Annotated in this window: 19 protein-coding genes and 1 pseudogene; 7 read left to right on the top strand and 13 right to left on the bottom strand. The window is 63.2% G+C overall.

Annotation, left to right across the window (positions count from 1 at the left end):
• Nucleotides 1–32: 32 nt before the first annotated feature.
• From H3V53_RS07605 to H3V53_RS07595, 3 genes are read right to left on the bottom strand one after another with little or no spacing between them, the layout of a single operon-like run.
• Entirely contained in the window at nt 33–380 is a 348-nt protein-coding gene (locus H3V53_RS07605; protein ID WP_336597431.1) for an NIPSNAP family protein, read from the bottom strand.
• Nucleotides 377–2,098, bottom strand: coding sequence for an FAD-dependent oxidoreductase (locus tag H3V53_RS07600; protein ID WP_336597430.1), 1,722 nt, complete (start codon nt 2,096–2,098; stop codon nt 377–379). The genes H3V53_RS07605 and H3V53_RS07600 overlap by 4 nt, the downstream gene beginning before the upstream one ends.
• Nucleotides 2,099–2,132: 34 nt before the next feature.
• On the bottom strand, nt 2,133–2,978 hold the full coding sequence (locus tag H3V53_RS07595; RefSeq protein WP_336597511.1) for an SDR family NAD(P)-dependent oxidoreductase: 846 nt from the start codon (nt 2,976–2,978) through the stop codon (nt 2,133–2,135).
• A gap of 125 nt (nt 2,979–3,103) precedes the next feature.
• Between H3V53_RS07595 and H3V53_RS07590 the strand changes: the two genes are divergently transcribed.
• A complete protein-coding gene (locus tag H3V53_RS07590) occupies nt 3,104–4,036 on the top strand; it encodes a helix-turn-helix domain-containing protein (RefSeq protein ID WP_054921749.1) in 933 nt (310 codons plus the stop codon).
• Between the two features lie 24 nt (nt 4,037–4,060).
• On the opposite strand, the gene benC is transcribed toward H3V53_RS07590, so the two are convergent.
• From benC to H3V53_RS07550, 8 genes and pseudogenes are all read right to left on the bottom strand, one after another.
• The gene (gene benC / locus H3V53_RS07585; RefSeq protein WP_336597429.1) at nt 4,061–6,850 is read right to left on the bottom strand and encodes a benzoate 1,2-dioxygenase electron transfer component BenC; all 2,790 of its coding nucleotides are present in this window, start codon (nt 6,848–6,850) and stop codon (nt 4,061–4,063) included.
• A gap of 293 nt (nt 6,851–7,143) precedes the next feature.
• Nucleotides 7,144–8,919 (bottom strand): FAD-dependent oxidoreductase, encoded by a 1,776-nt coding sequence (locus tag H3V53_RS07580; RefSeq protein ID WP_336597428.1) that lies wholly within the window; start codon nt 8,917–8,919, stop codon nt 7,144–7,146.
• Between the two features lie 165 nt (nt 8,920–9,084).
• A complete protein-coding gene (locus H3V53_RS07575; RefSeq protein WP_336597427.1) occupies nt 9,085–10,302 on the bottom strand; it encodes a porin in 1,218 nt (405 codons plus the stop codon).
• 54 nt (nt 10,303–10,356) lie between these two features.
• Nucleotides 10,357–11,107, bottom strand: a pseudogene (locus H3V53_RS07570) (SDR family oxidoreductase).
• Nucleotides 11,104–11,946, bottom strand: a complete 843-nt coding sequence (locus tag H3V53_RS07565; protein WP_336597426.1) for a shikimate dehydrogenase family protein — start codon at nt 11,944–11,946, stop codon at nt 11,104–11,106. Before H3V53_RS07565 ends, H3V53_RS07570 begins: the two are co-directional and overlap by 4 nt.
• On the bottom strand, nt 11,943–14,495 hold the full coding sequence (locus tag H3V53_RS07560) for a branched-chain amino acid ABC transporter ATP-binding protein/permease (protein WP_336597425.1): 2,553 nt from the start codon (nt 14,493–14,495) through the stop codon (nt 11,943–11,945). Before H3V53_RS07560 ends, H3V53_RS07565 begins: the two co-directional genes overlap by 4 nt.
• Nucleotides 14,492–15,361: an ABC transporter permease subunit gene (locus H3V53_RS07555; protein ID WP_054921762.1), complete on the bottom strand. Its 870-nt coding sequence runs from the start codon at nt 15,359–15,361 to the stop codon at nt 14,492–14,494. The genes H3V53_RS07560 and H3V53_RS07555 overlap by 4 nt, the downstream gene beginning before the upstream one ends.
• A gap of 93 nt (nt 15,362–15,454) precedes the next feature.
• Complete coding sequence (locus H3V53_RS07550) at nt 15,455–16,735, bottom strand: ABC transporter substrate-binding protein (protein WP_336597424.1); 1,281 nt, start codon at nt 16,733–16,735, stop codon at nt 15,455–15,457.
• Between the two features lie 170 nt (nt 16,736–16,905).
• On the opposite strand from H3V53_RS07550, the gene H3V53_RS07545 reads away from it, so the two are divergent.
• The gene (locus H3V53_RS07545; protein ID WP_336597423.1) at nt 16,906–17,943 is read left to right on the top strand and encodes a Gfo/Idh/MocA family protein; all 1,038 of its coding nucleotides are present in this window, start codon (nt 16,906–16,908) and stop codon (nt 17,941–17,943) included.
• Between the two features lie 13 nt (nt 17,944–17,956).
• On the opposite strand, the gene H3V53_RS07540 is transcribed toward H3V53_RS07545, so the two are convergent.
• Entirely contained in the window at nt 17,957–18,865 is a 909-nt protein-coding gene (locus tag H3V53_RS07540; RefSeq protein ID WP_336597422.1) for an NAD-dependent epimerase/dehydratase family protein, read from the bottom strand.
• 105 nt (nt 18,866–18,970) lie between these two features.
• Here H3V53_RS07540 and H3V53_RS07535 point away from each other — a divergent pair, with 105 nt between their 5' ends.
• From H3V53_RS07535 to H3V53_RS07515, 5 genes are all read left to right on the top strand, one after another.
• Nucleotides 18,971–20,716, top strand: a complete 1,746-nt coding sequence (locus tag H3V53_RS07535; RefSeq protein ID WP_336597421.1) for an FAD-dependent oxidoreductase — start codon at nt 18,971–18,973, stop codon at nt 20,714–20,716.
• Nucleotides 20,713–21,324 carry an NIPSNAP family protein gene (locus H3V53_RS07530; protein WP_336597420.1) on the top strand — a complete coding sequence of 204 codons (612 nt, stop codon included), beginning with the start codon at nt 20,713–20,715 and terminating at the stop codon, nt 21,322–21,324. Before H3V53_RS07535 ends, H3V53_RS07530 begins: the two co-directional genes overlap by 4 nt.
• Before the next feature lie 44 nt (nt 21,325–21,368).
• Nucleotides 21,369–22,205 (top strand): sugar phosphate isomerase/epimerase family protein, encoded by an 837-nt coding sequence (locus H3V53_RS07525; protein WP_336597510.1) that lies wholly within the window; start codon nt 21,369–21,371, stop codon nt 22,203–22,205.
• 119 nt (nt 22,206–22,324) lie between these two features.
• On the top strand, nt 22,325–23,722 hold the full coding sequence (locus H3V53_RS07520) for an MFS transporter (RefSeq protein WP_336597419.1): 1,398 nt from the start codon (nt 22,325–22,327) through the stop codon (nt 23,720–23,722).
• Nucleotides 23,723–23,820: 98 nt separating this feature from the next.
• Nucleotides 23,821–24,663 carry an IclR family transcriptional regulator gene (locus tag H3V53_RS07515; protein ID WP_336597418.1) on the top strand — a complete coding sequence of 281 codons (843 nt, stop codon included), beginning with the start codon at nt 23,821–23,823 and terminating at the stop codon, nt 24,661–24,663.
• A gap of 741 nt (nt 24,664–25,404) precedes the next feature.
• Here the strand turns inward: H3V53_RS07515 and H3V53_RS07510 are convergent.
• Nucleotides 25,405–26,295 carry an NAD-dependent epimerase/dehydratase family protein gene (locus H3V53_RS07510; RefSeq protein WP_336597417.1) on the bottom strand — a complete coding sequence of 297 codons (891 nt, stop codon included), beginning with the start codon at nt 26,293–26,295 and terminating at the stop codon, nt 25,405–25,407.
• Between the last annotated feature and the right edge of the window lie 404 nt (nt 26,296–26,699).

The raw sequence follows: 26,699 nt of genomic DNA, 5'->3' as shown, positions 1-26,699 counted from the left end.
CGACCAACAGCAAAACACACGCGAGCGTCGGCTTACTCTGGAGCGCGGATCAGCGCGGCAGCACGAATGAGCCGCGTCTCCTGTGCTGTGATCAGATGGCCCGATGCCTTCAGATAGCCCGGGAAATCGGGATGCGTATCGCGTGCCATGCACCGCCGTTCATAGTCTGCCAGATCGTCATATCCCCACAGGTGGGTGAACTGATTCTGCGGCCCGACCAGACTTGTCCAGAAGCCGAGCGGGTGTCCAAGCGTCTCGCGCAGGACCGGCATGGCGAGCCTGTCAAACACCTCCAGAAACTCTGGCATCTTGCGAGGCGCGATGGTGTAGACCCTGAAGTCCACGAGGGGCTTTGCCAGAAACATCGGGCGGGTACTCATGCGGGCACCTTCTCTTTGTGGGCCATGGCTTTGGTCGCGATGGCGTTGCCGGTGACATAGCCGAAAGTCATATTGGGTCCATGGGTGATGCCTGCGCCCGGATAGTTGCCGCCCATCACGCTGCGCCGGTCATTGCCGACCGCGTAAAGACCCTCGACCTGACTGCCGTCGGCGCGCAGCACTTCGCCCGTGACGCTCGTCCTGAGGCCGTCGAACGTGCCGAGATCGCCCATCACTACCTTCACCGCATAGAAGGGGCCGGTCGCGATCGGCGCAACGCAAGGGTTGGGCTTGTTGTCCGGATCGGCAAGATAGCGGTTGAAGGAGGTGCGACCGCGATGGAACGCGGGGTCTTCCCCGCGCACGGCATCGCGGTTGTAGGCAGAGATCGTCATCTCGAGCGCATCGGGAGCAATCCCGCAATTGCGGGCCAGCTCGATGATGGTTTTGCCCTTTATGAGGTAGCCTTTGCGCAGCAATGGCCCCACCGGCATCGGCGCGGGCTTGGCATAGCCGAGCCCATACTTGTCGAGCGCCACCTTGTCGCAGACCAGCCACATTGCTGTCTCCCGTTCACCCTCGCAGGCGCGCATCAGCGCCGCGCCGACGTCGTGGTAGGAGTTCGATTCATTGGTGAAGCGCCGGCCGTTACGCAATACGCCGATCACGCCGGGCTTGTAGCGGTCGAGCAGATGCGGGAAGACCCCCGTGCGTCCCTTGCCTAACGGCACGTTTGATACAGGCATCCACGCAGACGCATCGGCGAAGCCGACCTTCACGGCGCCACCCACTTTTTCCGCCATGGTCAGCCCGTCGCCCGTATTACCGACTGGCGTGGGCGAGAGATGTTCGCCGCCACGCTTCACATGCGGATAGACCTGCGCGATGCGCTTGAGATCATGCGGGAAGCCGCCGCACGCCAGTACGACACCATGCCGGGCGACGATGCAAAGGTCGCCGTCCGTAGCGGCCGCGCGTACACCGACCACCTTACCGTCCTCGCTCAGCAGTTCCTTCACGGGGGTCGAAGTGAGGATGGGAATGTCGATCGCCAGCGCCGATTTCGCGAGCCTCGCGGCGAGCGCGTTGCCGCTCGTTACGTTGATCCCCCGCCGGTAAAGCGCGAGTTCTTTGATGTGCGTGGCCAGACGCCGGACCACATAGAAGAACGAAGCAATGGACCGGGTGGCGCGGAAGAAATGCTTGAGGTCCGCGTTCGAGGAATTGAACATCATCCCCATGAAAGTGATCGTCTCCAGCGGCGGCTTGAGGCGGCGCATGTCCTTGCCCAGCGCGCGAATGTCATAAGGCGCGGCGAGTATCGAGCGGCCGATGTCGACGCCGCCTCGCGCATCCGGGTGATAGTCCGGATAGAGCGTCGGCACGAACCTCATCTCAGTCTCGCGCTCGAAGAACTCGACCATTTTCGGGCCGTTTTCGATAAAGCATTGGACGGCAGCGGCATCGTAGTTGTTACCGGTCTCGCTCTTCATGTATTCGCGCACGCGTTCGACGGTGTCAGCCGGATTCTGCTGCCGGCCATATTTGCTTAACGGAATCCACAAGACGCCGCCCGATAGCGCGGTAGTACCGCCGAAAACAGGCTCCTTTTCGAGCACGATGACATCGAGGCCGCGCTTCCTTGCAGTGATCGCGGTAGCGAGGCCCGCGGCGCCCGATCCGACTACGACCAGATCGCACGTGATCTCATTGGACATGTCCAGTCTCCTTGTCGTTATGGTGTGATGCGGCTTACGCAGCCTTGGTGGCGTTGAAACCGGGCCGCGGCACCATGTCCATCAGCATGCAATCGAGCCCGCCGTCAACCAGCACTTCCGCGCCATTGACGTAAGCAGCCAGATCGGAGGCGAGGAACAGGGCAGGCCCGGCAAGATCCTGCGGCTCGCCGATGCGGCGGCTCGCGGTGGCGGCGGCGCGGCGAGCCTCGAAGCCGGGCTCCTCGTAGAACTTCGCGGACAGCGCGGTGCGGATCATGCCAGGCAGCACGCAGTTGCTGCGCACGCCGCGTGGCCCCCATTCCGCTGCCAACTGCCGCGAGAGCAGCAGTACGCCCGCCTTGCTCGGGCTATAGGAACCGCTGTTGGTTTGCGGACTGAGTGCCGCAATCGAGGCAACATGGACGATGCTGCCTTTGCCCGTCGCCAGCATGTCGCGTCCGAAAGCGCGGGCACACAGAAGATAGCCGGTCAGGTTCACGGCGATGGCCTGGTTCCAGTCCTCGATCGAGACCGTCTCGAGCGGTCCGGCGCGCAGAAGTCCTGCATTGTTGATGAGCACGCTGGCCGGCCCGAGCACTGCGCGAACCTCGCTCGCAGCTGCGGCGACCGAGGCTTCGTCCGACACGTCGCAGCCGATTGCTTGCGCCACGGCACCGGCTTCGCGAAGTTCGGCGGCAACCGCTTCAGCGCCGGAAAGATTCCGGTCCACAAGCGCCACATGTGCGCCGACATCCGCGAAGGCACGCGCGATGCCGGCACCAATGCCACTGCCCGCGCCCGTGACCACGCAGATCTGTCCATTCAGGTTCAGCCAGTGCGCGCTCGAGGCAACTGCGCGATCGTCGAGTTCCTGTCCCATCCGGTTAACTCTCCTAAAGTTGTTCATGCGATTGCGTTTAACGGAAATCTGTATCGCCATTGAACGCCTCAAGCGCCTATGGAACAATGGACAGAGATCACATATAGCAGGACATAACGTGCATCATGGCCAATGACCAGCAGCGCCGCCGGACCGTTCTTCATTTCGCGCTCTATGGCGCGGAAGCCGACCAGCCGTGGGTCGACATGGTCCACTACGAGCGCATTCCCCTGCGGGCCGGCCGCTTCGACTTCGACATCAAGCCGCACGTTCATGACGCGTTGATCCAGGTGCTCTACGTCACCGCCGGGGGCGGCGAGACCTTCATCGACGGCAAGACCTGGGCGGTCGTTGCGCCATGCCTGATCGTCGTGCCAGCTCGCTCGGTCCACGGCTTTCACTTCCGCAGCGACATCGACGGTCACGTGATCACGGCCGCGCAGTCTGCGCTGGAATCGCTGGCGATGACGGCCGCACCCGAGTTGCTGGAATTCATACGCACGCCGACGGTGCTGTCGATCGATCCCGACGTCGAGCGCGGCACGCCTCTGGACACGTTGTTCCAATCGATTGGGCATGAGGCGGAGAGCCACGAGCGCTGGCAGTTCACCGCGGGCGCGGCATTGACGATCGCCCTGTTCGTCAAGATCGGGCGCCTCAGCGAGAGCGCCCGGCTTTCGGCCAGTTCCGAGCAGCGGTCAATGGCTGCGCGCATCGAGCGCTTCCGGGCCTTGCTCGACCGCCATTGCCGTGAGCGGCGGCCGGTCGCGAGCTATGCCGACGAAATGGGCGTGAGCACCGGCCAGCTCTCGCGTATCTGCCGTGCCACCTTCGGTGTCTCGGCGATCGAGGCCATCGATGCACGTTCGATCCATGAGGCCAAGCGGCTACTCGGTTATTCGACGCTCAGCGTGAAGCAGATCGCCAGTGAACTGGGATTTCAGGACGAGGCGTATTTCGGGCGTTTCTTTCGCAAGCAGACGGGACTTCGGCCAACCGAATACCGCGCTGCGGCTCACGATCGATCCTTGCCGCCTGCAAAGGGGAGAGCGGGCTGACCCGGCCTCGCCCCTTGATCCGGTTCATGCCGATAAACCACCGAGCTTCACGAACAGATGCTCCGGTCCGGAGTTGGTCAGGTTGTTGCCCCGCACGTACTCGATCGGTCTTGCCGGATCGAGGGCGATATCGCCGATCTTGCGGGCCAGAGCCTTCGTCGCGATCAGCGTCTCCAGCTTGGCAAGCGGCGCGCCAAGGCATTTATGCATGCCGTTGCCGAAACCCAGATGGCCGTTGGTATCGCGGTCGATGTCGAAGGTCTCGCCCTCGGCAAACTTGCGGCTGTCGCGGTTCGCAGCCGACAGCAGCAACCGCACGACCGCGCCCTTGGGCAGATCGACGCCCGCGACCGTGGTCGCCTCGGTGGTGATGCGGCTCACACGCTGGACGGTGCCGCGATAGCGCGCCACCTCCTCGACGAAACGGTCGGCGTCGGCGGGGTTTTCGCGGATCCGTCCGAGCAGATCCGGCTGTTCGGTGAACATGCGAAAGGCGTTGGCGACAAGGATAGTTGTCGTGTCGTGCCCGGCGATGAAGACGAATGCGCACAGTTCCTTCGCTTCCTTTTCCGAAAGTAGCCCGTCCTTCCACATGCGCGCGATATGCCCGCCGATTGACTGGCTGTCGGTAAGCGCGAGCCGCTCCATCGCCTCCTTCAGGTACGCGAAGAAAGCATGTGCGCTCTGCTCGTCGGTGCCGGTTCCCGGCGCATTGCGGGCGAGGCGCCCGAAGTAGCTAAAGGTCTCGTCCGACCAGAACTTCATCTTTTCCTCATCCTCGTTCGGCACGTCGATCATCGTGGAGATGGTCGAGATGCTGAGCGGGATAGCGAAATCGTCGACGACATCACCGCCGCCTCTGGCAATCATCGCGTCGAGCAGATCTTCCGCCCTTTGTGCGATCTGCTCGACGAAAGGATCGAGCGACAACGGCAGGAAGGACGGCTGCACGACCTTGCGCAACCGCGAATGGTCGGGCGCATCGAACAGCGTCAGGAACGTCAGGGGCGGCGGGCTGACGACCTCGGAGGAAAACAGCTTCGGGTTGCGGATCGCCTGGTAGACGTCGTCATAGCGCGAGAGGAACCACACGTCCGAAGTCGCCGACTGGCAACGCAGCACCGGCGCATGCTCCCGCATCCATCGGTAGTGCTCGTAAGGGTCGCCTTGCGATCCGTCATCGACCACCTTGAACGGTTCCAGCCCTTCGGGCCAGTCCAGTTCATGTGAATACGGCGGAAGCGTCGTGGCCGCGAATGGACAGATCTGCGGCGCGCTTTGCGGCACGGCAGGCGAAGGAGCGGGCGGCGCGGCGACGATGGGCACGGTGTTGTCCCGCGTCATGTGCTCCAGCGCCCGGCTCATCGTGGCCTTGGAGTGGCGTGCATGCAGCGCGATCGCGTCACGCGCCGCGTTCAGGTCGCCCAATTCGAAGGCGGCGACAATGTCACGGTGCTGCTGGACGATATCGCCGACGATCTCGATCCGGTCGGTCAGCGCGCGAGCGATGTAGTCCTGCACGGCCAGTTCCCGGTAGCGCGCGATCAGTTGGGCGTTTCCGGAAGCTTCCACTGTGAACATGTGGAAGGCGTGATTCGCCTCGATGTAGCGGCGAACATCGGTAAAGCGCCGTCCGGACACGAACGATGCCGTCGCTTCGGCGAGCTGGCGGAAGTCGATCAGTTGCGCGCTCGACAGCCGGCCCATGGTCAGCTGCGCCGCTCCCAGTTCGAGCGCCATGCGCAGGTCGAACGCTTCATCGACATCAACAGGCGCGATGCGCTCATCGCCGGTCTGAACCACCAGGCCGGTTCCGGCGAACTTCTCATAATAGAAATTGCGCGGCGTCAGTCCTTCGGACAGGAGAAACGTGCGCACGGCATCAACCATCGGCGGCGGCCCGCAGAGGTAGACATCCGCATCGCCATCGTTGAGCTGGGCGGCACTGATGTGGTGGGTCACATAGCCCTTGTTGACATGGGCACTGGCGGGGCTGGCGACGGTGCAGGCATAGGTGAAGTTCGGCAGGCGTTGCGCATAGAGGTCGAGCCGGTCGATGGCAACCAGATCCTCGTCGCTGTTCACACCCAGTATCATGTGAACCGGATAAGGGCTGCCGCCGTCCTCGACGATCTTGTCCAGCATCGAGAGGAACGGCGCGAGGCCCGTGCCACCCGCCAGAAACAGCACCGGCCGCTCGATGGCGCGCAGGTAGAAGCTCCCCATCGGGCCGCGAAATTCAATCGGGTCTCCCGCTTTGGCGTTGTCGCAGAGCCAGGTCGACATCGCGCCTTGACGCACATTGCGCACAAGGAAGGACAGGTGCGGTTCGGACGGCCCCGAGCTGAAGGAGTAGGACCGCGTCTGATCGGTGCCGGGCACCCTGATGTTGACGTACTGCCCAGGAAGGAAGGTGAGATCGGCGCGGTTGTCGAGTTCGACCGAGAAAGCGATCGTGCTGTCCGACGCTCGTTGGCAGCTGACGATTCGTCCCCTGTGCGAAGACGGGCCAGTACCCGAGACATCGGAGCTGGTGGCGATCTGGATCACGCAGTCGGAACGTGGGCTCATCTGACAAGTGAGAACCTTGCGGGTGCTCGCTTCCTCCGGGCTAAGCGCGTCCTCCACGCAGTCGCCCAGAACGTACTCGCCGGATTCGCAAACCGCCTTGCAGGTGCCACATACACCGTCACGGCAATCGAGTGGGATATTGATTCTGGCGCGAATGGCGGCATCGGTGACGCGCTCTTCCTCCTCGCATTCGATGAAGCGGGTCACTCCGTCTTCGAAACGGAGGGTGATCTGATGGGGCATGGCGGCGTCTCCTCTAGAGCCGCTCGGACATACCGCATCGCTGGCGGTGCGCCCGGGCGGAGGGCGTGCGAGATAAGCTTGCTAATCGCAACGCCCCGGTGGGTTGTGTGACGCCAATGTAGAGCCTGCCCCGCGTTTCCCTCAATGGACAGAGACGACGTTAAGCCGGACAAAACGTGCATGGAGCTGGACGATGCATCACGATGGAGGCTTGGGCTCCTCGCATTAGGCGTCCAGACGCCGCGATCTGGAGCGGATTGATTACCACTGCGCTGGTCGCCGCCGATTATGGCTCAACGCGACTCGCTGGTGCACACATCGGCGCGCGTGTGGCTTGTCGGCGTGTCGTCGCTGAGCTTGCCCGCGATGAACTTCGCCACGCGCCATCCGAACACGATGGCGGGGCCTAACGTCGTGCCCGGCCCCGGATACATGCCGCGAAAGATCGAAGCGAGATCGTTGCCGCACGCGAAGAGGCCCGGAATCACGTTGCCGTTCGCATCGAGCACTTCACCGTTGGCCGTGCCACCCAGTCCCGCGCTGCACGCGAGGTCGGCGGGCCAAACGGTGACGGCGTAGTACGGGCCTTTGTCCAGCGGGCGGATGCACGGATTGGGCTTCTGCATCGGGTCGCCATTGAAGCGGCTCATCGGGCTCGAGCCGCGGCCGAATGCCGGGTCGTTGCCCAATGCGGCATCGCGGTTATAGCGCTCGACCGTACCCGCGAGCCCCGCCGCGTTCACATTCAACTTCGTCGCCAGTGCGGCGAGCGTGTCGCCCTTGACCAGATAGCCGGCGCGCTCGAACGCTGCGATGCGCGCGCGGCTACGCCCCGGCATCAACAGTCCCAAACCGTATTCGCGGATAAAGCCTGCATCGACAATCAGATGCGCCGGTACGCTGGTGCCGTTGCCGTTGCCGTCGTCGCGCAGCATGCCCATCACGAAATCGTGGTACGAGTTGGACTCGTTGACGAATCGCTCGCCCCGGCTGTTCACCGCGATCAGCCCAGGCTTCGCGCGATCGAGAATGATGTGCGGCCACACGCTGTCGTCGCCGTTCGGCGAACGGCGAATCGAGCAGGGCATCCACAGACCGGGGCTGTCGCCGCCGTTTTCGAGCCGTGCGTCGATAGCCAGCGCGCTGCTGACGCCGTCGCCTGTGTGCGTGTCGGGAGAGAGCGATAGCGGTTGGGCAGCAACAGGAAACAACTGCTTGCGCAGCGCCGGATGCCGCGTGACGCCGCCCGTGGCCAGCACGACTGCGCGACGCGCGCGGATGCGCCGCTGCTTGCCATCGCGCGACCCGACCACCGCGCCCGTCACGCACCCTTGCTCGCGAACCAGTTCGATGAGCGGCGTTTCGAAGCGCACGGCCACGCCGCGCTTGCGCAGGCTGTAGAAAAGCCGGGCGGCGAGCGCATTGCCCATCACGAGTTGCGTGCCGCGCGCAAACCGCATGCGGTCGATTACATAGCGTCCGACCACTTCGACAGTGCGCCTGAAATTGCTCACCGACGCGAACGGATTGAGCAGCGCACCGAGGTCGCTGCGATTGACCATCATCCCGCCAAGGCCCATGAACTCCTTGCGCGGCGGGCGCACCCGTGAGAAATCCTTGTCCAGCACACGCGCGTCGAATGGCACGGGTGCGAGTGCTCGCCCGCCGAAGGCCGCACCGGGTCCCGTCACATAGTCCGGATGCGCGGCCGCTGCGACGAACTTCACGTCGCTGATGCGCTGCAATTCATCGATGGCGAGCGGGCCGCTTTGCAGAAAGGCCTCGCGTGCTTCATCGCCGCCGCGTTCGCCCACCACCGAACGTAGAAAACGCCGTGCGTCGTCGACGCTGTCGGGCACGCCTGCATCGACGCTCAATTGGGTGCCCGGCACCCAGGTCGTGCCGCCCGACGTCGACGTGATGCCGCCGACGGCATCCGTTTTTTCGCACAGCAGCACGTCCAGTCCTTCGTGATGCGCGATCAGCGCCGTCGTCATGCCTGCCGCGCCCGCGCCGAACACCAGCACGTCGACTTCTTCGTCCCAATGGATGTTGCTGTCTGAATTCATGTCCAATGTCTCCTCCGATGCCTTGTCGCCTTTCCGTGCTTCACGGGCGGCCCGGCTTCGTGCGAGCGGTCCGAAGAGCATGTGGAATAAGATTCCATTATAATTATAAGTGGAATTATGTTCCAGCAAACTGCCGATTCAGGATTCCAGCGTTGATGAAGTCCGTCAGAACCGGTGCACGATCCCGACGCCCGCCGCGAACTGGTTACGGGTGGACGAGGGCGCGGAATTGAAGCCGTCGCCGAGCGTGGCGGTTGCGTCGATGATCTGACCGGCGCCCGCTGTGCCCAGCGTCTTGCCGTTCGCGTGCTGATACGCTTCCAGCGCATAGAAGCCAGTGCGCTTGGACAACGCGTAGTACTGGGACAGGTTGAACTGCTGATATTGCGACGCGCTCGTGATGCCGTTGGCCTTCGTTGCACGCGTGTAGCTGTAGCCTGCGCCGAAGTCCCATGTGACAGCGGGCTTCCAGTGCAGGACGATGCCGCCCGTGTTGAAGATGGCGGCGTCGGTGAACTTCGATCCGATGCCCGGAATGTATTGCACATTGGAGTAGGTGGCGGACACATCCCACGCGCTGTTGAACGTGTAGCTGCCGCCCACGGCAAAGCGCTGTTGCGCCTGCGCCGTTTGATAGCCGTTCGTCAGCGCGGATACACCCGCCTGAGCGCCGTTGTTCGACGTGGTCGAATCCGCGCCGAATGCACCGCCGCCCGTCGTCGAGTTGTTGATGCGCGAGAAGCCGACTGCGAGGCCGATCGGTCCGTTCGCGTACTGGATCGCACCCGCCCATGTCGAGCCGCTGTTGAGGCTGCCTGCCACGCCGCCGAGCGAATACGAACCGCTGAACGTAAAGCCGTAGAGTTTGGGCGACGTATATTCGATCGTATTGTTCGCACGGTAGATGGTGTCGAGTCCGTCGATATCGCCTGGGTGTGCGCCGAAGAAACCCGTCAGCCAGTTCGTCGGGCTGTACGGCGAAAGCAACTGGTAGTAAGACGCGTACTGGCGTCCGAACGTGAGCGAGCCGTACTCGGGATTGGTGAACCCGACCCACGATTGCCGCCCGAACATCGCATTGGTGTACTGCTGCGTGCCCGTCGTCGAATTGATGCCTGATTCAAGCGTGAAAATCGCTTTTGTGCCGCTGCCCAGATCTTCGGCGCCTTTGAGGCCAAAGCGGCTGCCGGCCCACACGCCCGTCACCATCTTGACGGCGGAATGGCCATGTGCCGTCGAGCCCAACGTCGTCTGGCTGTTCTGATACGCGATGCCGGTATCCACGACGCCATACAAGGTCACGCTGCTCTGCGCGAATGCGGGCATTGCGGCGAACATGGCGGCGCCGAGCGCAAGTTGTTTGAATTCGTTGCTGCGCTTCATCTCCTGTGCTGCTCCTTCTTTTGTGGTAGTGATGGTGTTGTGTCCGAACAGACGTCAATAGGTCGCGCGTCCGCCTGACAGATCGAACGTCGCGCCCGTCGAAAACGAGCATTCATCCGATGCCAGCCATGCGGCGAGGTTCGCGACCTCGTCGGCAGTGCCCGCGCGCTGCATCGGAATCTTCGCGAGACTCGCAGCGAGCGCGTCGGGGGGGCATCTGTTGCAGCAGGGGCGTTTCGATCACGGCGGGCGCGATGCAATTCACGCGCACCGGCGTGAGCGCCAGTTCCTTGCCCATCGACTTCGTGAACGCGATCACACCGGCTTTGGCCGCCGAATACGCGGACATCGACGCATTGCCTTCCTTGCCCGCAATCGACGCGAGATTGACGATGCGGCCGAAGCCCGCAGCGAGCATTGGCTTGACGGCGGCGCGCGAGCACAGGAACACGCTGCGCAGATTGACGTCGATGCAGCGCTGCCATGCATCGAGCGCGCTGTCGGCGACGGTTGCGATCGGGCCTGTCATGCCTGCGCTGTTGATCAGCACGTGCATCGCACCGAAGCGGTCGAGCGTCGTGTTCAGCGCGGCCGCGACGGAGGCTTCGTCCGTCACGTCTGCATGCACGCCGATGACCGCGTTGTCCCTGCCATTGGAAAGCGCGTCAGCGGCTTCACGCGCTGCGCGCGCATCGAGATCCCACACCGCGACGCGCAGGCCGTCGCGTTGCAGCCGCGCCGCAATCGCGCGGCCAATGCCGCCGGCGCCGCCCGTGACGACGGCGACCTGCTGCGCACCGCTCATGCTTTCGCGTCGAGCAGAAACTCGACCATGCGGTCGCACACGCGCCCGAACATCTGCGTGCCCGTGACGGTCTTGCAGCCTCGCGCGCGCGCCGCTTCGATGAACGGCGTGAGCGGCGGCTTGGTGACGACGTCGCCGACGAAAGTGGAAGAGGGCAGACGCGACACATCGATGGGCAATGGATCGTCGGCGCGCATGCCCATCGGCGATGCGTTGACGACCACGTCATACGATGCAGCTTCGACATCGGCAGTGGCGGCCTGCACGGCACCGCGTTGCATCGCGGCGAGACGCTTGACGAGCGAACCGGTGCGCTCTGCATCGTTGTCGCGCAGGTCGAGCGACGCAACGCCCGCTTTGACGAGCGCCTGGCCAATCGCCGAGCCCGCGCCGCCCGCGCCGATCAGCAATGCGCGTTTGCCTTGCAGATCGCAGCCTGCATCTTCGAGTGCTGCGACGAAGCCGGTGCCGTCGAACATGCCGCCATGCCAGCCGCCATCGGCTGTGCGCCGCAGCGTGTTCACCGCGCCGAGAAACGCAGCTTCTTCCGACAGCGTCGAACAGAAGCCGGCCGCGCTGAACTTGTGCGGCACGGTGATGATCACGCCATCGACATTACGCATCGGCGCGACACCGGCGAAGAATGCCGCGAGATCGTCCGGTCCGACATGCGCGGGAACCACGAGCGCGTCACGCCCTGCTTCACGCAGTGCAGCCGTTACGCCTTTGGGCGAGCGCACCTGTGCGATCGGATCGCCGACAATGAAGTACACGCGCGTCGCGCCGCTGAGTCCCTCGTCGAGCGATACGGCGACATGGGTTGCAGTTGCTTGGGTCATGCTGTTTTTACCTCCAGAGTAGAACGGGCATCGTCATGGACGATGCCGAGAAGTTTGGCCTGCGTCGCGCTGTCCTGAGCGAGCGCGTCGGCCGTGTTTTCATAAGCGATGCGGCCATTGACGAGTACATACACGCGGTCCGCGATGGGCAACACCATATCTGCCTGATGTTCGACGATCACCACACTTGCGCGCTCGCGCAGCTTCACGACGGCATCGAGCACTTCCTGCACGACGGCAGGCGCGAGGCCTTCAAACGGCTCATCGAGCAGAATCGCTTTCGCCGGCGCCATCAACGCACGCGCGATAGCCACCATTTGACGCTCCCCGCCCGAAAGATGCTCGGCACGGACGTCCTTGCGATTCGCGAGCCGCGGAAAGAGCGCATACATCTCGTCGACGCTCGCGCCGCCCTTGCGCGCAGCGAGCCGCAAATTCTCGTAGACAGTCAGGTTCGGAAAGAGGCGACGGCCTTCGGGCACCATCGCGAGGCCGAGCCGGTTGATCTCGTGCATCGGCCGGGCGGTGATGTCGTGTCCGTCGAACGTGATCATGCCTGCGCTGATCTGTGCAACGCCCGTTGCCGCGCGCAGCGCCGTCGTCTTGCCGACGCCGTTGCGGCCGAGAATTGCAATCACTTCGCCTTCGTGCAACGTGAGATCGATGCCGTCGAGAATCGTGTTGCCCGCATAACCCGCCTTCACGTTTTGCATTTGAAGAAGCACGCGGCTGTTCGCCGATGCGTCGCGCTTGTGCGCAACGCGTTCGGCGAGGCGTGCATCGACGGGACGCTGGCCTTTTGCGTGACCCATGTACGCTTCGATCACTTCGGGGTGCGCAGCCACATCGGCCGGCGAACCGTCTGCGATCAGGTGACCGCGATGCAGCACGCTGACGCGATCGGAGATTGTCAGCACGCGGTCGATGTCGTGCTCGATCAGCAGCACCGCGTGATGATTAGCGAGTTCACGCACGATACGCGCGACGATTGCGCGATCCGCTTCGGCGAGACCCGCGAGCGGCTCGTCGAGCAGCAGCAGGCGGGCTTGCGTCGCGAGCGAGAGCGCGATTTCAAGCAGACGCTGTTCGCCGTGCGAGAGGCTTTCGCACGATGCCGCTGCGCGATCGACAAGACCGACCGCCGACAGTAGCGACCACGTCTGCGCATTCTGTTTGTCGAGCGTATGCGCGTCGCGCCACAGGCCGAGCCGCTCACGCTGCGCCGCCTGCACGGCAACGCGCACGTTCTCGAACACGGTGAGATTGCGGAACACGCTGAGAATCTGGAACGAGCGGCTCATGCCAAGCCGCACGCGACGGAACATTGCGAGTCGCGTCACGTCGTTGCCGTCGAAGGTGATGGTGCCCGACGATGGCGGCAGCACGCCCGTCAGCATGTTGAAGAACGTCGTCTTACCGGCGCCGTTCGGGCCGATGAAGCTGTGCAGCTTGTACGGATACACGTCGAGATCGATGTTGTCGGCGGTCACGAGTGAGCCGAACTGCTTCGACAGCCCGTGCACGCTGAGAATCGGCGTGTCTGGATTCATGTCGATGCGGCTCGCGCGGTACGGCGCGATCACTTCGGGGCGAGCGGGAATGGTGTCGCGCACGAGCGTCCAGCGCGGCCGGCACAACAGGCGTTGCGCGAGACCCTGAATGCCTTCGGGCGAGAAGAACGCGAACGCGATGATGATCGGCGCGAACATCAGCCACCAGTGCTCCGTCAGGCTGCTCAGCTTGTCTTCGAGCAGGATAAATGCAATCGCGCCCCACAGCGGGCCGAGAAACTGATGCACACCGCCTAGCACCGTCATCAGCAGGCTGTCACCCGCGTGTTCCCAACTGAGGTTGTTCGCGTACGCGCCTTGCAGCATCAGACACAGCAGACCGCCCGCATAACCGATCACAGCAGCCGAGATCACGAACGCATACAGCTTGAGGCGATACGTGTCATAGCCGAGACTGGCGGCACGCTGCTCGTTGTCGCGCAGCGCCTGCAACGCACGCCCGAACGGCGCGTGCACCAGACGCCACAAGCCATACGCTACGGCGACCACCGTGATACACGCGAACACATGAAAGCCCGTGGTCGTCGCGAAGGTCGGGCGCGGCACGTTTTGCAGACCGTTCTCGCCGCCCGTCACGTCGGTCCATTTGAACGCGATTTCAAACGCGATCTGCGAACAGGCGAGCGTGAGCAACGAGAAGTACAAGCCGCGTCGCTTGAGCACGATCGCGCCGATCAACGCGGCCATCACGACAGTGACAATCACGCTCGCCGCGAGCGCAACGATTTCATTGCCGATCATGCGTTGCAGCGAAATCGCGACCAGATACGTCGACGTGCCGAAGAACACCGATGCACCGAACGGCACGAGACCCGTATAGGCGACGAGCAGATTCACCCCCATGCCGTAGAGCGTGTAGATGGCTATCTGCGTCGCGCGTTCGAGCGGCGTACCGCTTGCCGTCAGCGCGATCGAAACGATGATGAGGCACGCGCTCAGCAGCGCGACGGGGTGCCGGGTCAAGAGTTTCACATTCATTCGAAGCGCTCCCAGCGTTCGCCGAACAGCCCGCGCGGACGCACGAGCAACACGATCGCCATCAGGACATACATCGCCACCGACGACCCCTCAGGAAAGAACTGTACGGCGAGCGACGTCACCACGCCGACCAGCAGGCCCGCGACGACGGCACCCGCAAACGATCCCAGACCGCCGATCGTCACAATCACGAAGGCGGGCATCACGGCGGCCGTCGCCATGCTGGGCGTAACGGTCAGAAGCGGTGCGGCGAGCACGCCCGCTGCACCCGCGAGCAGTGCGCCGAGGCCGAATGCACCCGTCAGCACGCGTGGCAGATCGATGCCGAGCAGACCCACCATCTCGGGATCGCGACTGCCGGCGCGCAAGATGCGTCCGTAAGGCGTGAACTTCATGAACCACCACAACGCGAGCAGAATCGCGACCGTCGCGGCAAGAACGAACAGCCGGTACTTCGTGATCAACAGCGGCCCATAGACGAGGAAACCACTGAGGGCAGCGGGTGGGCTGAACGGCAAACCGCCCGCGCCCCACACGAGGCGAATCAGCGCGGTGAGCAGTAGCGACAACGCGAACGTCACGATCAACCCGAGCAAGGGTTCCTTGCCGTACAGCCTCCGGATGAAAATCACTTCGATCAGCATGCCCGCAAGCGCCACGAGAATCGGCGCGACGATCACGGCAGCCCAGCCGAACTGCATCGACAGCGCAATGGCGAAGTACGCGCCAAGCGCGAACAACGCACCGTGCGCGAAGTTGACGATGCCAAGCAGTCCGCAGATGATCGACAGACCGATCGCGAGCAACACGTAGAGGAACCCCAGCACCAACCCGTTGGCGATCTGGGACAACACCATTTCTGCCATGCCTGTACTCCAGGTGAATGCAGATAAACGCAGGACACGTCGGGAGCGAATGGTCGTTGCGTGCAGTTCACAAACCCGACCATTCGATCCGCGTTATCGCGCGGCCATTGTGCAGCCGATCTCCTGCTTCGAGCCATACAGCGCGTCGAGTTCGGCGGGGTTTTGCGGAACAGCCGATACCTGGTTCAGCCAGTCCCATTTGTCGGTGATGTGGTCTTTCACCTTGAAGACCGTCCAGCGGCGCAGCATCTGGTGATCCCACGGGCGGAAATACGCGGGTCCGCTGCTGTCGCCGAATTGCACCGTCTCCAGGCTCTGCACGATGTCCGGTCCCGATGTGCTCTTCGCCTGGTTGACGCCGGCGAGCAGTGCGCGCGTCGTGAACCAGCCGATCCACGCCTTGTCGGCGGGCGGCTTGCCGTACTTCGCCGTGTATTTTTTGATGAACGCGAGTTCTTCCGGCGAGTGGCCCGGCGAGCTGTAGTGCCACGGCTTGCCGTAGTAGCCGGTGGCTGCATCGACGTTGATCGACCACAAATCCGAGTCGCCGATGATGGGGCACGCCACTGGAATCTTGTCCTTCATTCCCATTTCGGCGTACTGCTTCAGGAAGGTCGACAGATCGCCGCCCGGCAGGCCGAGCATCACCACATCGGGCTTCGACTGGCGGATCTTCAGGATGAACGAGCTGAAGTCGGTGGTGTTGAGCGGCGTGACATCGGCGCCCGTGATCGTGCCGCCCGATTGCTTCAGCAGGTCGGACATCGAGCGCTGGATGTCCTGCCCATACGCGTAGTTCGCCACGAGGAAGTGCCACTTCTTGCCGATCGCGAGCAGCGACGGCGCCAGCGCGCGGCACGTGACGGGCGTGGGGCTCAGCACGCGGAACGTGTAGGGGTTGCAACTGCTACCCGTCAGTTCACGCGCTGCGGCGTTCGGCGCGATATACGGCGTCTTCGTGCGATTCGCGACGGACGACATTGCCAGCGACGTGCCGCTATTCGTGCCGCCAATCACGGCAATGACCTTGTCCTGCTCGATCAGCTTCTGCATGTTCTGCTGTGCAGACTGCGGATTCGGCTCGTCGTACCAGACGAGATCCACGCGGCGGCCGCGCGCCTGATTGTTCGCATCGTCGAGCGCCATCTTCACGCCGTTCGCGATCACTTCGCCCTGTTCGGTCCACACGCCTTGCTTGGCCATCAAAAGGCCCAGCTTCAGCGGCTGTTCGCCTTGCGCGCGCACGATCGCGGGTGCGGCCAGCACGGCCGCGCCGCTCGCGAGCGTCTTGCCCGCCGTGGCGAGCCACGTGCGCCGCGTCATGCCCATGCCTTGCGCTTGCTGAGTGATGGATTGTTTGTGTTCGTCCTTCATGTCTCTCTCCGCTCCTTGTCCGTATCCGTTCGCAAACTGTCGACGACAAAAACTTTTTGGTGAACTGTAGTTCGAACTGGAATAGTATTCAATAATCAAAGTGTATTTCATAAAATCCGGGTATTCACCTGGAAGACTTCAAACGCGGTCAACCCGAGGAGATAAAGGACATGGCACGGAGACGTTTGGCGGTGATCGGCGCGGGCGCGATCGGGCGCATGCATGTGGAGCGGGCGCGGCTGCACCCGCACGCGGAGGTGGTCGCGATTGCGGACCCGTCGCCGGCCGCGCGCGAATTCGCGCAACAGGAAGGGCTTCGCTGGTTTTCCGACTACACGCCGATGCTCGATGAAGCGCGCCCCGAAGGCGCGATCGTCGCGACACCGAATGCGACGCACGTCGAGGTGGGACTTGCGTGTATCGCGCGCGGGATTCCCGCGCTGATCGAAAAGCCCGTTGCCGACGATGTGGATGCTGCGCAGCAGCTGAGCCGCGCAGCCGATGAGGCGAGGGTGCCGCTACTGGTTGGGCACCATCGTCGGCACAATCCGATCCTGCGGCGCGCCAGGGAAATCATCGCGTCCGGGCGGCTGGGCAAGCCTGTCACTGCGAATGCGCTCGCGACTTTCTACAAACCGGACGCCTACTTCCATGTGGAGTGGCGGCGCCGCGCGGGCGGCGGGCCCGTGCTGATCAACCTGATCCACGACATCGACATCATGCGGTTCCTGCTTGGCGAGATCGTCGAGGTACAGGCGTTGACGTCTAATGCGGTGCGCGGCTTCGAAGTGGAGGATACGGCTGCCGTGTTGCTGCGCTTCGAGAGCGGTGCGCTTGGCACGCTCGCCGTGTCGGACTGCGCATCTGCGCCCTGGAACTGGGATCTGGCCGCGGGTGAAGCGGCGCACTATCCGCGCCAGCAAGTGAACACGCATTTTCTGATCGGCACCAATGCGTCGCTCGCGCTGCCGCAACTCGATGTGTGGGAGTACCGGTCGCGCAAAGGCTGGCACGAGCCGTTGACCGTCGAGCGCAGCACGCCGCACAGCGCCGATCCGTATCACGAGCAGTTGCGCCACTTCGCTGGCGTCATCGCAGGTGAAGAAGCGCCGTTGTGTTCGGCTGACGACGCCGCGCGCACGCTCGCCGCGACGCTTGCTGTGCATCGGGCTGTGGCGTCGTGTGCGGCGGTTGCACCGGCGCGCTGAGGTCGCGATCTCGTCAGTGGTGCGTCGCGAATGCGTGACGGTAGAACGCTACAGTCTGCCGCAAGCCTGCTTCGAGTGAGGTCTGCGGCAGGTTCGGCAACAGACGCTCCAAAGCGGGATCGCGCGGAAATGCAGTCGCGATGGGCAGCGCCGCGCCCGCTGCAACGATGCGCGCGTCCGGCACGATCGTGCCGATCGTGTCGATCACCGTCCGCACGGAAGCGATTTCGCCTGCGAGCGTGAACGCGTGTGCACCTTCCACGTCGCGTAACAACGCGGCTTCGTATGCGGCCGCGACATCGTCGGCGTAGATGAAACCTGTCGAACCTGTGAATGGCATCGTGTAGTGCTCGCCAAGCGCGGCGGCGCGGCACGCGAGGCTCGGGCCGGCGCTCGATCCTGTCTCGCGTCCCGCGCCATAGACGACCAGCGGCCGGAAGCCGACGCTCGCAATGCCGTGGTCGTTCCAGTACGCGCGCGCCGAGCCTTCGCACGCAAGTTTGAACGCGCCGTAGTGCGTTTCCGGATGCGGCGTTGCGCCATCGTCGGGACCGAACACGCCGGCGCTGCTGGCGTACAGCACGCGTTGCAAACCCGCGGCGCGCGCTGCGTCGAAGACATTCAGCGTGCCGATCAGGTTGATCTGCGCGCCGCGCACCGGGTTGGCGGCGCAATCGGGCGTCAGGATGCCCGCCAGATGAATGACGGCGTCGCAACCGTCCAGTGCGTATGCGACATCGGCGGCTTGCGCGATATCGCCTGTACGCCATTGGACCCTATCCGCCTGATCAGGCGCGAGCGCGTGCAGCAATTGCGGTCTCGCCTGCAGATCGAACGCAACGCATTCGATGCCATGTGCAAGCAGCCGCCGCATGATCCACGCCCCCAAAAAACCGCTGCCGCCTGTCACCAGTACTCGCATGTCGCTCCTCCTTGTCGTCACAAAAAACTTTGCAAGATCGCATTTACTGGAATAGTATTCCACAAAGAAAGCTAGTTCCATATTGTTCGGCAGGCAGAAGCGAAAATGAAACGTGAACCGATACTCGAATGCGATGTGCTGGTGCTGGGTTCCGGCGCCGGCGGTCTGTCGGCGGCCGTGACGGGGGCGGCGAAGGGCTTGCGCGTGATGGTCGCGGAAAAGGAAGGCGTGTTTGGCGGCACGACCGCGTGGTCGGGCGGCTGGATGTGGATTCCGCGCAATCCGCTGGCAACGCGCGCGGGCATCCGCGAAGACATCGAGGTGCCGCGCACGTATCTGAAGAGCGAACTCGGCGCGCAGTTCGATGCGGACAAGGCGAATGCCTTGCTGGAGCGCGGGCCCGAAATGATCGAATTCTTCGAGCGAAACACGGCGATGCGTTTCATCGACGGCAATCGCATTCCCGATTTTCACACCACGCCAGGCGCGGCGACGGGCGGTCGTTCGGTATGTGCGATGCCGTTCGACGGCAAGGAACTCGGTCCGCTGATCCACAAGCTGCGCGAGCCGCTGTCGGTGATGACGATCAAGGGCATGGCGCTGGCCTCGGGTCAGGATCTCGCGCACTTCTATCGCGCGACGCGCTCCGTGACGTCCGCGCTTTACGTGACGCGGCGGCTCGCTGCATTCGCGTGGCAAAAGCTGCGCCATGGGCGCTCGATGCATCTCATCAATGGCAATGCGCTGGTTGCGCGGCTGTTGAAATCCGCAGCGGATCGCAACGTCGACTTGCGTACGCGGGCGAAGGCAATCTGCCTGCTGCGCGACGATGCGCGCGTGACGGGTGCCCGTGTCGAGATCGAGGGCGTGGTGCACGAAGTGCGTGCGTCGCGTGGCGTGGTGCTGGCATGCGGCGGCTTTCCGCACGATGTCGCGCGGCGCGCCAGCACGTTTGCCTACACGCCTTCGGGGAAGGAACATTGGTCGGCTGCGCCACCCTCGAATACGGGCGACGGCATTCGGCTCGGAGAATCGATCGGCGGGCATTTCAATAACTCACTCGATGCCCCCGCCGCGTGGGCGCCCGTGTCGCTCGTGCCGGGACGCGGCGGCGACGTGGCGTTTGCGCATCTGATCGAGCGCGCGAAGCCCGGTGTGATCGCCGTCACGCGCGCCGGACAGCGCTTCGTCAATGAGGCGTCGTCGTATCACGACTTCATTTCCGCCTTGCTCGGCACGACGCCGCGCGGCCAAGAGGTGTGCGCGTGGCTGATCTGCGATCATCGTTTTCAGCGCCGCTATGGGCTCGGCTTTTCGAAGCCTTTTCCGTTTCCTGTTTCGAGCTATGTGAATTCAGGTTATCTGAAACGTGGCGCAACGCTCGCCGAACTCGCCAGCGTGTGCGGCATCGACGCACAGGGACTCGAGAATACGATCAGCGCGTACAACACCTATGCGAAAGACGGCTTCGATCCGCAGTTCCACAAAGGCTCGACGCCATACAACCGCGTGCAGGGCGACGAAACGCACGGGCCAAATCCCTGTCTCGCGCCAATCGAAAGCGGACCGTTCTACGCGGTCAAGCTGTTGCCGGGCAGCCTGGGCACCTTCGCGGGCCTTGCCACCGATGCCAACGCCCGCGTGCTCGACCGCAACGATCACGCGATTCCCGGCCTCTACGCAGTCGGCAACGACAGCGCGAGCATGATGGGCGGCTGCTATCCGAGCGGCGGCATCACGCTCGGCCCGGCGATGACCTTCGGCTATCTCGCGGGACTTTCTCTCGCCCGTACGGCGCATCTTCCGATGCGCACCGGTTCTTCCAGTTCACATCAAGGATCCATGCAATGACCCTGTATGACACAGTCACACTCACGGTGAAAATCGGCACAAACGCGCAGGTTTTCGAAAGCATCAAGGCGACTGCGAACCAGCCGGGCTCGACGCTGCTCGGCTGCTGGTATTCGGATATCGGCGCGCTCGGCAAGGTAATGGTGCTGCGCGGCTTCGAATCGGAGGCGGCGCTCGTGAATGAGCGCAAGCGTCTGCTGCTCGAAGGCAATCCGTTTGGTTGCGGCGAGTTCGTCGTGGACGTGAAGGTGGAGAGCTACGCGCTCTTCCCGTTTCTGCCGCCTATCGAGCCGGCTGTGCACGGTGGCATCTACGAGATGCGTGTCTATGGCACGAAGCTCGCAAGTTTGCAACACACCATCGACGCCTGGGAAAATGCCGTGCCCGAGCGCACGCAGCGCTCGCCGCTGATCGGCGCGATGTATTCGCTCGATGGCACAGTGCCGCGTTTTCTGAACATCTGGCCGTATGCCAGCGTCGATGAGCGCTCGCGTATTCGGGCAGAAGCGGTGAAAGACGGCATCTGGCCGCCGAAGGGCGGACCCGCGCACCTGACGACGATGGAATCGACGATCTACGTGCCCGCGCCGTTTTCGCCGTTGCGCTGAACGGCGCGAGTAAGACAGGTTACGAACTGGATAAAGGAGACATGATGACTCAGGCTCATGCGCGCGCGCTGTCGCTGTCGGCGCTGACCGTGCTGGAACTGACGCCGCCGCGGATGGTGCAATGCGCGGCCGATGCAGGCTATGACTTCGTCGGCTTGCGCCTGCTGCCCGCGACCGATCACGAAGTGCGGCATGAAATCGTCGGCGATACGGCGCTCAAGCGCGAGACGCTCGCGGTGTTGAAGGGCACGGGCTTGCGCGTGCTCGATGTCGAGATCATGCGGCTCAAGCCGGATACCGACGTGACGTCGTACAAGCCGATGCTCGAAACAGCCGCAGAACTCGGCGCGCGCTTTGCGCTCGTAGCAGGCAACGATCCGGACGAAGCGCGCACGGCGGATCGTCTTGCGCAGTTGTGCGATATCGCCGCGCCGCTCGGCATCACGCCTTCGCTCGAGCCGATGCCGTGGACAGAGGTAAAGAACATCGCGCAGGGCGCGCGTATTGTCGCAGCGAGTGGCAAGCGCGACACGGGTCTCATCATCGATCCGATTCACTTCGATCGTGCAGCTGATTCGCTCGATGCATTGCGCGCGTTGCCGCGCGATTACTTCGGCTATGTGCAGTTCTGCGACGCACCCACCGAACGTCCGACCGATCTCGATACGCTGCTGTATCAGGCGCGTTGCGAACGGATGATTCCGGGCGAGGGCGGTCTCGATCTGGCTGGCCTTCTGCGCGCGTTGCCGGACCACTTGCCCGTGAGCGTCGAAGTGCCGACGCAGCGTTGGGCTGAGACCACGCGTGCCGTCGATCGCGCGAGACGTTTGCTCGACGCAACGCGCGCCGTGCTCGAACAGGCCTACGCGACAGCGACCTGATCGGCAGCACGCCAATGTGACGTCTGGCCTTTTACCGTCGCCGTGCAAAGAGCGGCGGCGCGCGGCCGGCATCTTTCTGAACAAACACATAACAAGAACAAATCATCTGGAGACACTCGATGACCATCTCGCAGGCGGCCAAACGGTCCGCTCAAGGAACGGCGGCGCGCGGCGAAGGCGTGCTCGACGTTCAACAATTCCTCGACGATCAGCCAATCGGACGCTTCCAGGTTCTCGTGCTGCTGATGTGCATGCTGATCGTGATGCTCGACGGGCTCGATACGGTGATGATCGGCTTCATCGCGCCGTCGCTTTCCACTGCATGGGCGATACCGCGCGATGCACTCGGTCCCGTGATGAGCGGCGGCCTGCTCGGCCTCGCGTTCGGCGCGCTCGGCGCCGGGCCGATGTCGGATCGCTTCGGCCGCAAGACCGTGATGACGACCGCCGTGCTTTTCTTTGGGGTATGGAGTCTCGCATCGGCGTTCGCGACGGATGTCGCGTCGTTGACGGTGCTGCGTTTTCTGACGGGTATCGGCCTAGGCGCATCAATGCCGAATGCCGCGACGCTGATGGCCGAATATGCGCCGCCGCATCGCCGTTCGTTGATGGTGACGATCGTGTTTTGCGGCTTCACGTTCGGCGCGGCGGGCGGCGGCTTTGTCAGCGCATGGCTGATAACCGCGTACGGCTGGCATTCGGTGCTGCTGCTCGGCGGCGTGCTTCCCGTTCTGTATGTGCCCGTGCTGATCAAATGGCTGCCGGAATCGGCGCGCTATCTGGCATTGAAAGAGAATCGCCGCATGCGTCTAGTCGGCGTGCTCAATCGTCTGGAGCCCGGTGCCGCCGACGGCGCCACGCGCTTCATCTCGCACGAACCGGAGCGCGCGGAACGCAGCCCCGTGCGCGCGATTCTTTCGCGCGACCATGCGTTCGGCACAGTGATGCTGTGGATCTGCTATTTCGCCGGTTTGCTCACCGTGTATCTGCTCGGCAACTGGTTGCCGACGCTGATTCGCGGAATCGGCTTCACGCTCGCCGAGGCGGCCGTGGTCGGCGCGCTGTTCCAGGCGGGCGGCACGGTCGGCTCGGTGCTGATCGGCTGGCAGATGGACCGCTTCAATCCGCATCGGGCGCTGGGGTTGACCGTGTTCGCCGGTGGCGTGCTGGCCTGGTACATGGGGTCGTCCGCGCACACGTTCAGCTCGATCTGCGTGCTCGCGTTCGGCATGGGTTATTGCATGAACGGTTCGAATACGGGTTTTTGCGCGCTCGCGGCGGGCTCGTATCCGACGTCCATGCGCGCGACGGGCACGAGCTGGATGCTGGGCGTCGGCCGATTTGGCGGGATTGCGGGCGCGATGCTCGGCGCGTCGATGCTGCACGCGAACTGGCGTTTCGGCGAAGTGTTCATGGCGTTGGCGGTGCCTGCCGCGGTCGGCGCAGCAGGCGTATTGCTGAAGGGCGCGCGACACAAAGGGCCAATTGCGCAGGTCAGTGTGAGCGCGGGGCACTGACGAGGAGCGGTCCCACGGCCGGGGAGATACGAAACTGCTTGAATTCCACTATGGAATCGTGTTCTCATTGCCCAGTGCAATGTGGATGAGAGTGAAATATGGCAGGCAATCTGGAGCGGGCGCTGGCGGTGCTCGAACTGTTGGCGAAGAACGGCGGCCGCATGACGCTTGCGACCATCGCCGACACGCTGAACATTCCGCGCAGCGGCACGCACCGTCTGCTGTCGATGCTGATCGACGAAGGTTTCGTGCGCCAGGACCAGGATCACGGCGAATACACGCTTGCGCTGAAGCTGGTGTCGCTGGGGTTGATCTATCTGTCCACGAGCGGCGTGGCCGATATCTCGCAGCCGGTGCTCGACCGGCTTGCGGAAAGCTCGGGTGAGCTGGCACGCCTTGGCGTGGTCGAGGAGGATCACATCACGTTTGTCGGCAAGGCGCAGGGCGCAAAGTCGGGCTTGCGATACGACCCGGACATGGGCAGCCAGCCACCGCTGCATTGCACGGCGAGCGGACAGGCGTGGCTGTCGACGCTCTCAGACGAACGCGCTATCGAACTGGTGTCGAAGCAGGGCGGACTCGGTCCGAAATCGGCCAACGCGCCGCGTGCGCCGAAGACCATCCAGCAGTTCCTGAAGGACCTGAACGTTGCACGGCAACGCGGCTACGGGGTGGCGATCGAAACGTACGAGGCGGGGATGACGTCGATTGCCGCGCCTGTGCGCAATCCGGTGACCAATGAGGTCGTAGGTGTAGTGAGTCTAGCGGGGCCGACGAGCCGGCTGCCGGAGTCGCGTCTGAAAGAACTCGCGCCGTCGCTGTTGAGTGCTGCGGCCGATATGGGCGCAGCGACGCTCAGTTCACCGCTTTTCAAGCCAGCAGGAACGGTTGGCGGGACGCCGGAGGCGAAGAGGCCGAGGCGGGCGAAGGCTAACGCTTAAGTCGCGCGCAGATAGTCACAGCTTGATAGCGAATACGTCGTTTCAGTATCCGCTGGGGACCAACGGCACGGTCCACGACTGGTCAGTGACGCCGACACGCTATGGAACGCGTTAGAGACGGCGCATCATAAGGCCAGTCTGCCAGGCCAGCTTGTAATCCCGATGGAATCCTTCGCACGCGCGGTCGAGACCGTGCTGAAGAACAGCGACCTGAGAGACGCGCGAGGCTATTGTCCGGATCAGGTGCTGTGGGAACATGCGGTGAGGCATTGCGGTTGCGGTTACGTCCAGTCACGTCATGCAACCGGACGCGTCCTCGTCGCCGCTGGGTAACTGCGGTCGCCGGCGCAACCAGCGTTCCCCATTCTCACCCTTGACGAGAGCCGGCTGACACCGGCGCTGGGCTACGTCTTCAGGCGCAGCTGGCTATACCCGCACGAATCACTGATGTCCATCCTGTGGAAGTTCGAGATGGGCAACGCCTCGACGGGCGTCGTCGCCGCCCGGACCATGGGGCTTGACGTCGATCCCTATGACGGCATCGCGCCGCGGCAAGGACTTGTGGATGTGGTCCGCCTACGGGCGAGCCTTGGGTTGCCTGCCGAATTGCTGCGAGCCGCCCTGATAGATCCGGTCGGACGGCGTCGCTATAGCGAAACGTTCCGCTACTGTCGACGCTGCCTCGCCCGTCGCTACCATAGTGTTGTGCATCAGCTTGAGAAGCTGGACCTGTGGTGGCTCTCACTTCACCTGATCGCGCCAGTAGTACTTTTGCTTCCAGCCGAGCAGGCGCTTGAGCTTCTCGTTGCTCAGCAGTGTCTCGAACTCGCCGAGCTGCTTCTTCACCGGCACTTCTGGATAGAACCGCTTCAGCAGTTCCGCGGTCGGCAGATCGGAAGATACGTCGTCGGCGGCGATATTCATCACCTCGAAGCCGAGGCCGTCTTTCTCTATACCCAGACGCGCCGCTTCGGCGAGATCGCGGCCATCGATGTAACTCCAGGCAATGCGCTTGCGCAGCGACGGGTCCTTGTTCCACTGCGTAAACTTCGCATAGTCTTCCGGGTCCAGCACGTTGCCGATCCGGAAGCAGTACAGGTCCGCGCCGGTGCGCGCGTGAAACGCCTTCGCGGTCACTTCGTTGATGACCTTCGACGTCGCATAACTATCCATCGGGTCGACGGGATACTGCTCGTCGAGCGGGAAGTACTGCGGATTGCGGTGCCGGTGCGCAAACACTACGCCATAGGTGGTTTCGCTCGATGCAACGATCACCTTGCGGATGCCAAGCTTCGACGCGGCGTCCAGAATGTTGTAGGTCCCCATCACGTTGATGCGGAACACCTCGTTGTCGGTGGTGACCATGATGCGCGGGATCGCCGCGAAATGGACGATCGCGTCGATCGGCTTCGGCTCGAGGTCGGGCACGAATTCGGTTGGCGCGGTGCTCGACGCGAGCGCGTTGAACACCTGGCCTGCATCGGTGATATCGGTGATCAGCGTGCGCGCGGTGCGCTTGGGCATCGGCACGCGGTCGAGGTTCAGCACTTCGTAGCCGTGCTCGACAAGGTTTTCGACTACCCATTTACCGGCGAGTCCGCTGCCGCCGGTCACAATCACTCGCTTTGTCATACGGTTTGCTCCTGGAAGAATGTCAAAAGGGGCCGGATGCGTGGCGTGTGCCTGGCCGGCGGACCTTGCCAAGAGCTTAATGAATCTGTGCGGCACATTTCTGTGACGGACGTCATAGTCGGCATCTCTGTGCCGGTTCAATGCGTGATTTGCGGGTGCCGTGCCATTGTTGGACAGTTCTTTTCGCCCGTTCTTGTCTGGCGCGGCATGGCACTCACACATCAATCGCACTGCAGCAATCGCTTATTCCGGGACAACCCCAATAGGTTTGTATGACGCGCGTCACAGTTTTGCGGCGCGCTCTCAACCTATGATCGTCCACGATGTCGAGCCCTCGCATCGTAGGGGGCCCGCTGTGCTGTCGACGCGCGACACCAAGGAGACCATCCGTTGAAAGCCCTTTC

This window comes from Paraburkholderia bengalensis (assembly GCF_037126505.1).
Taxonomy (GTDB): Bacteria; Pseudomonadota; Gammaproteobacteria; order Burkholderiales; family Burkholderiaceae; genus Paraburkholderia; species Paraburkholderia bengalensis.
Note: the sequence above shows the minus strand (reverse complement) of the source record. Positions and strands in the feature narration are given on the sequence as shown.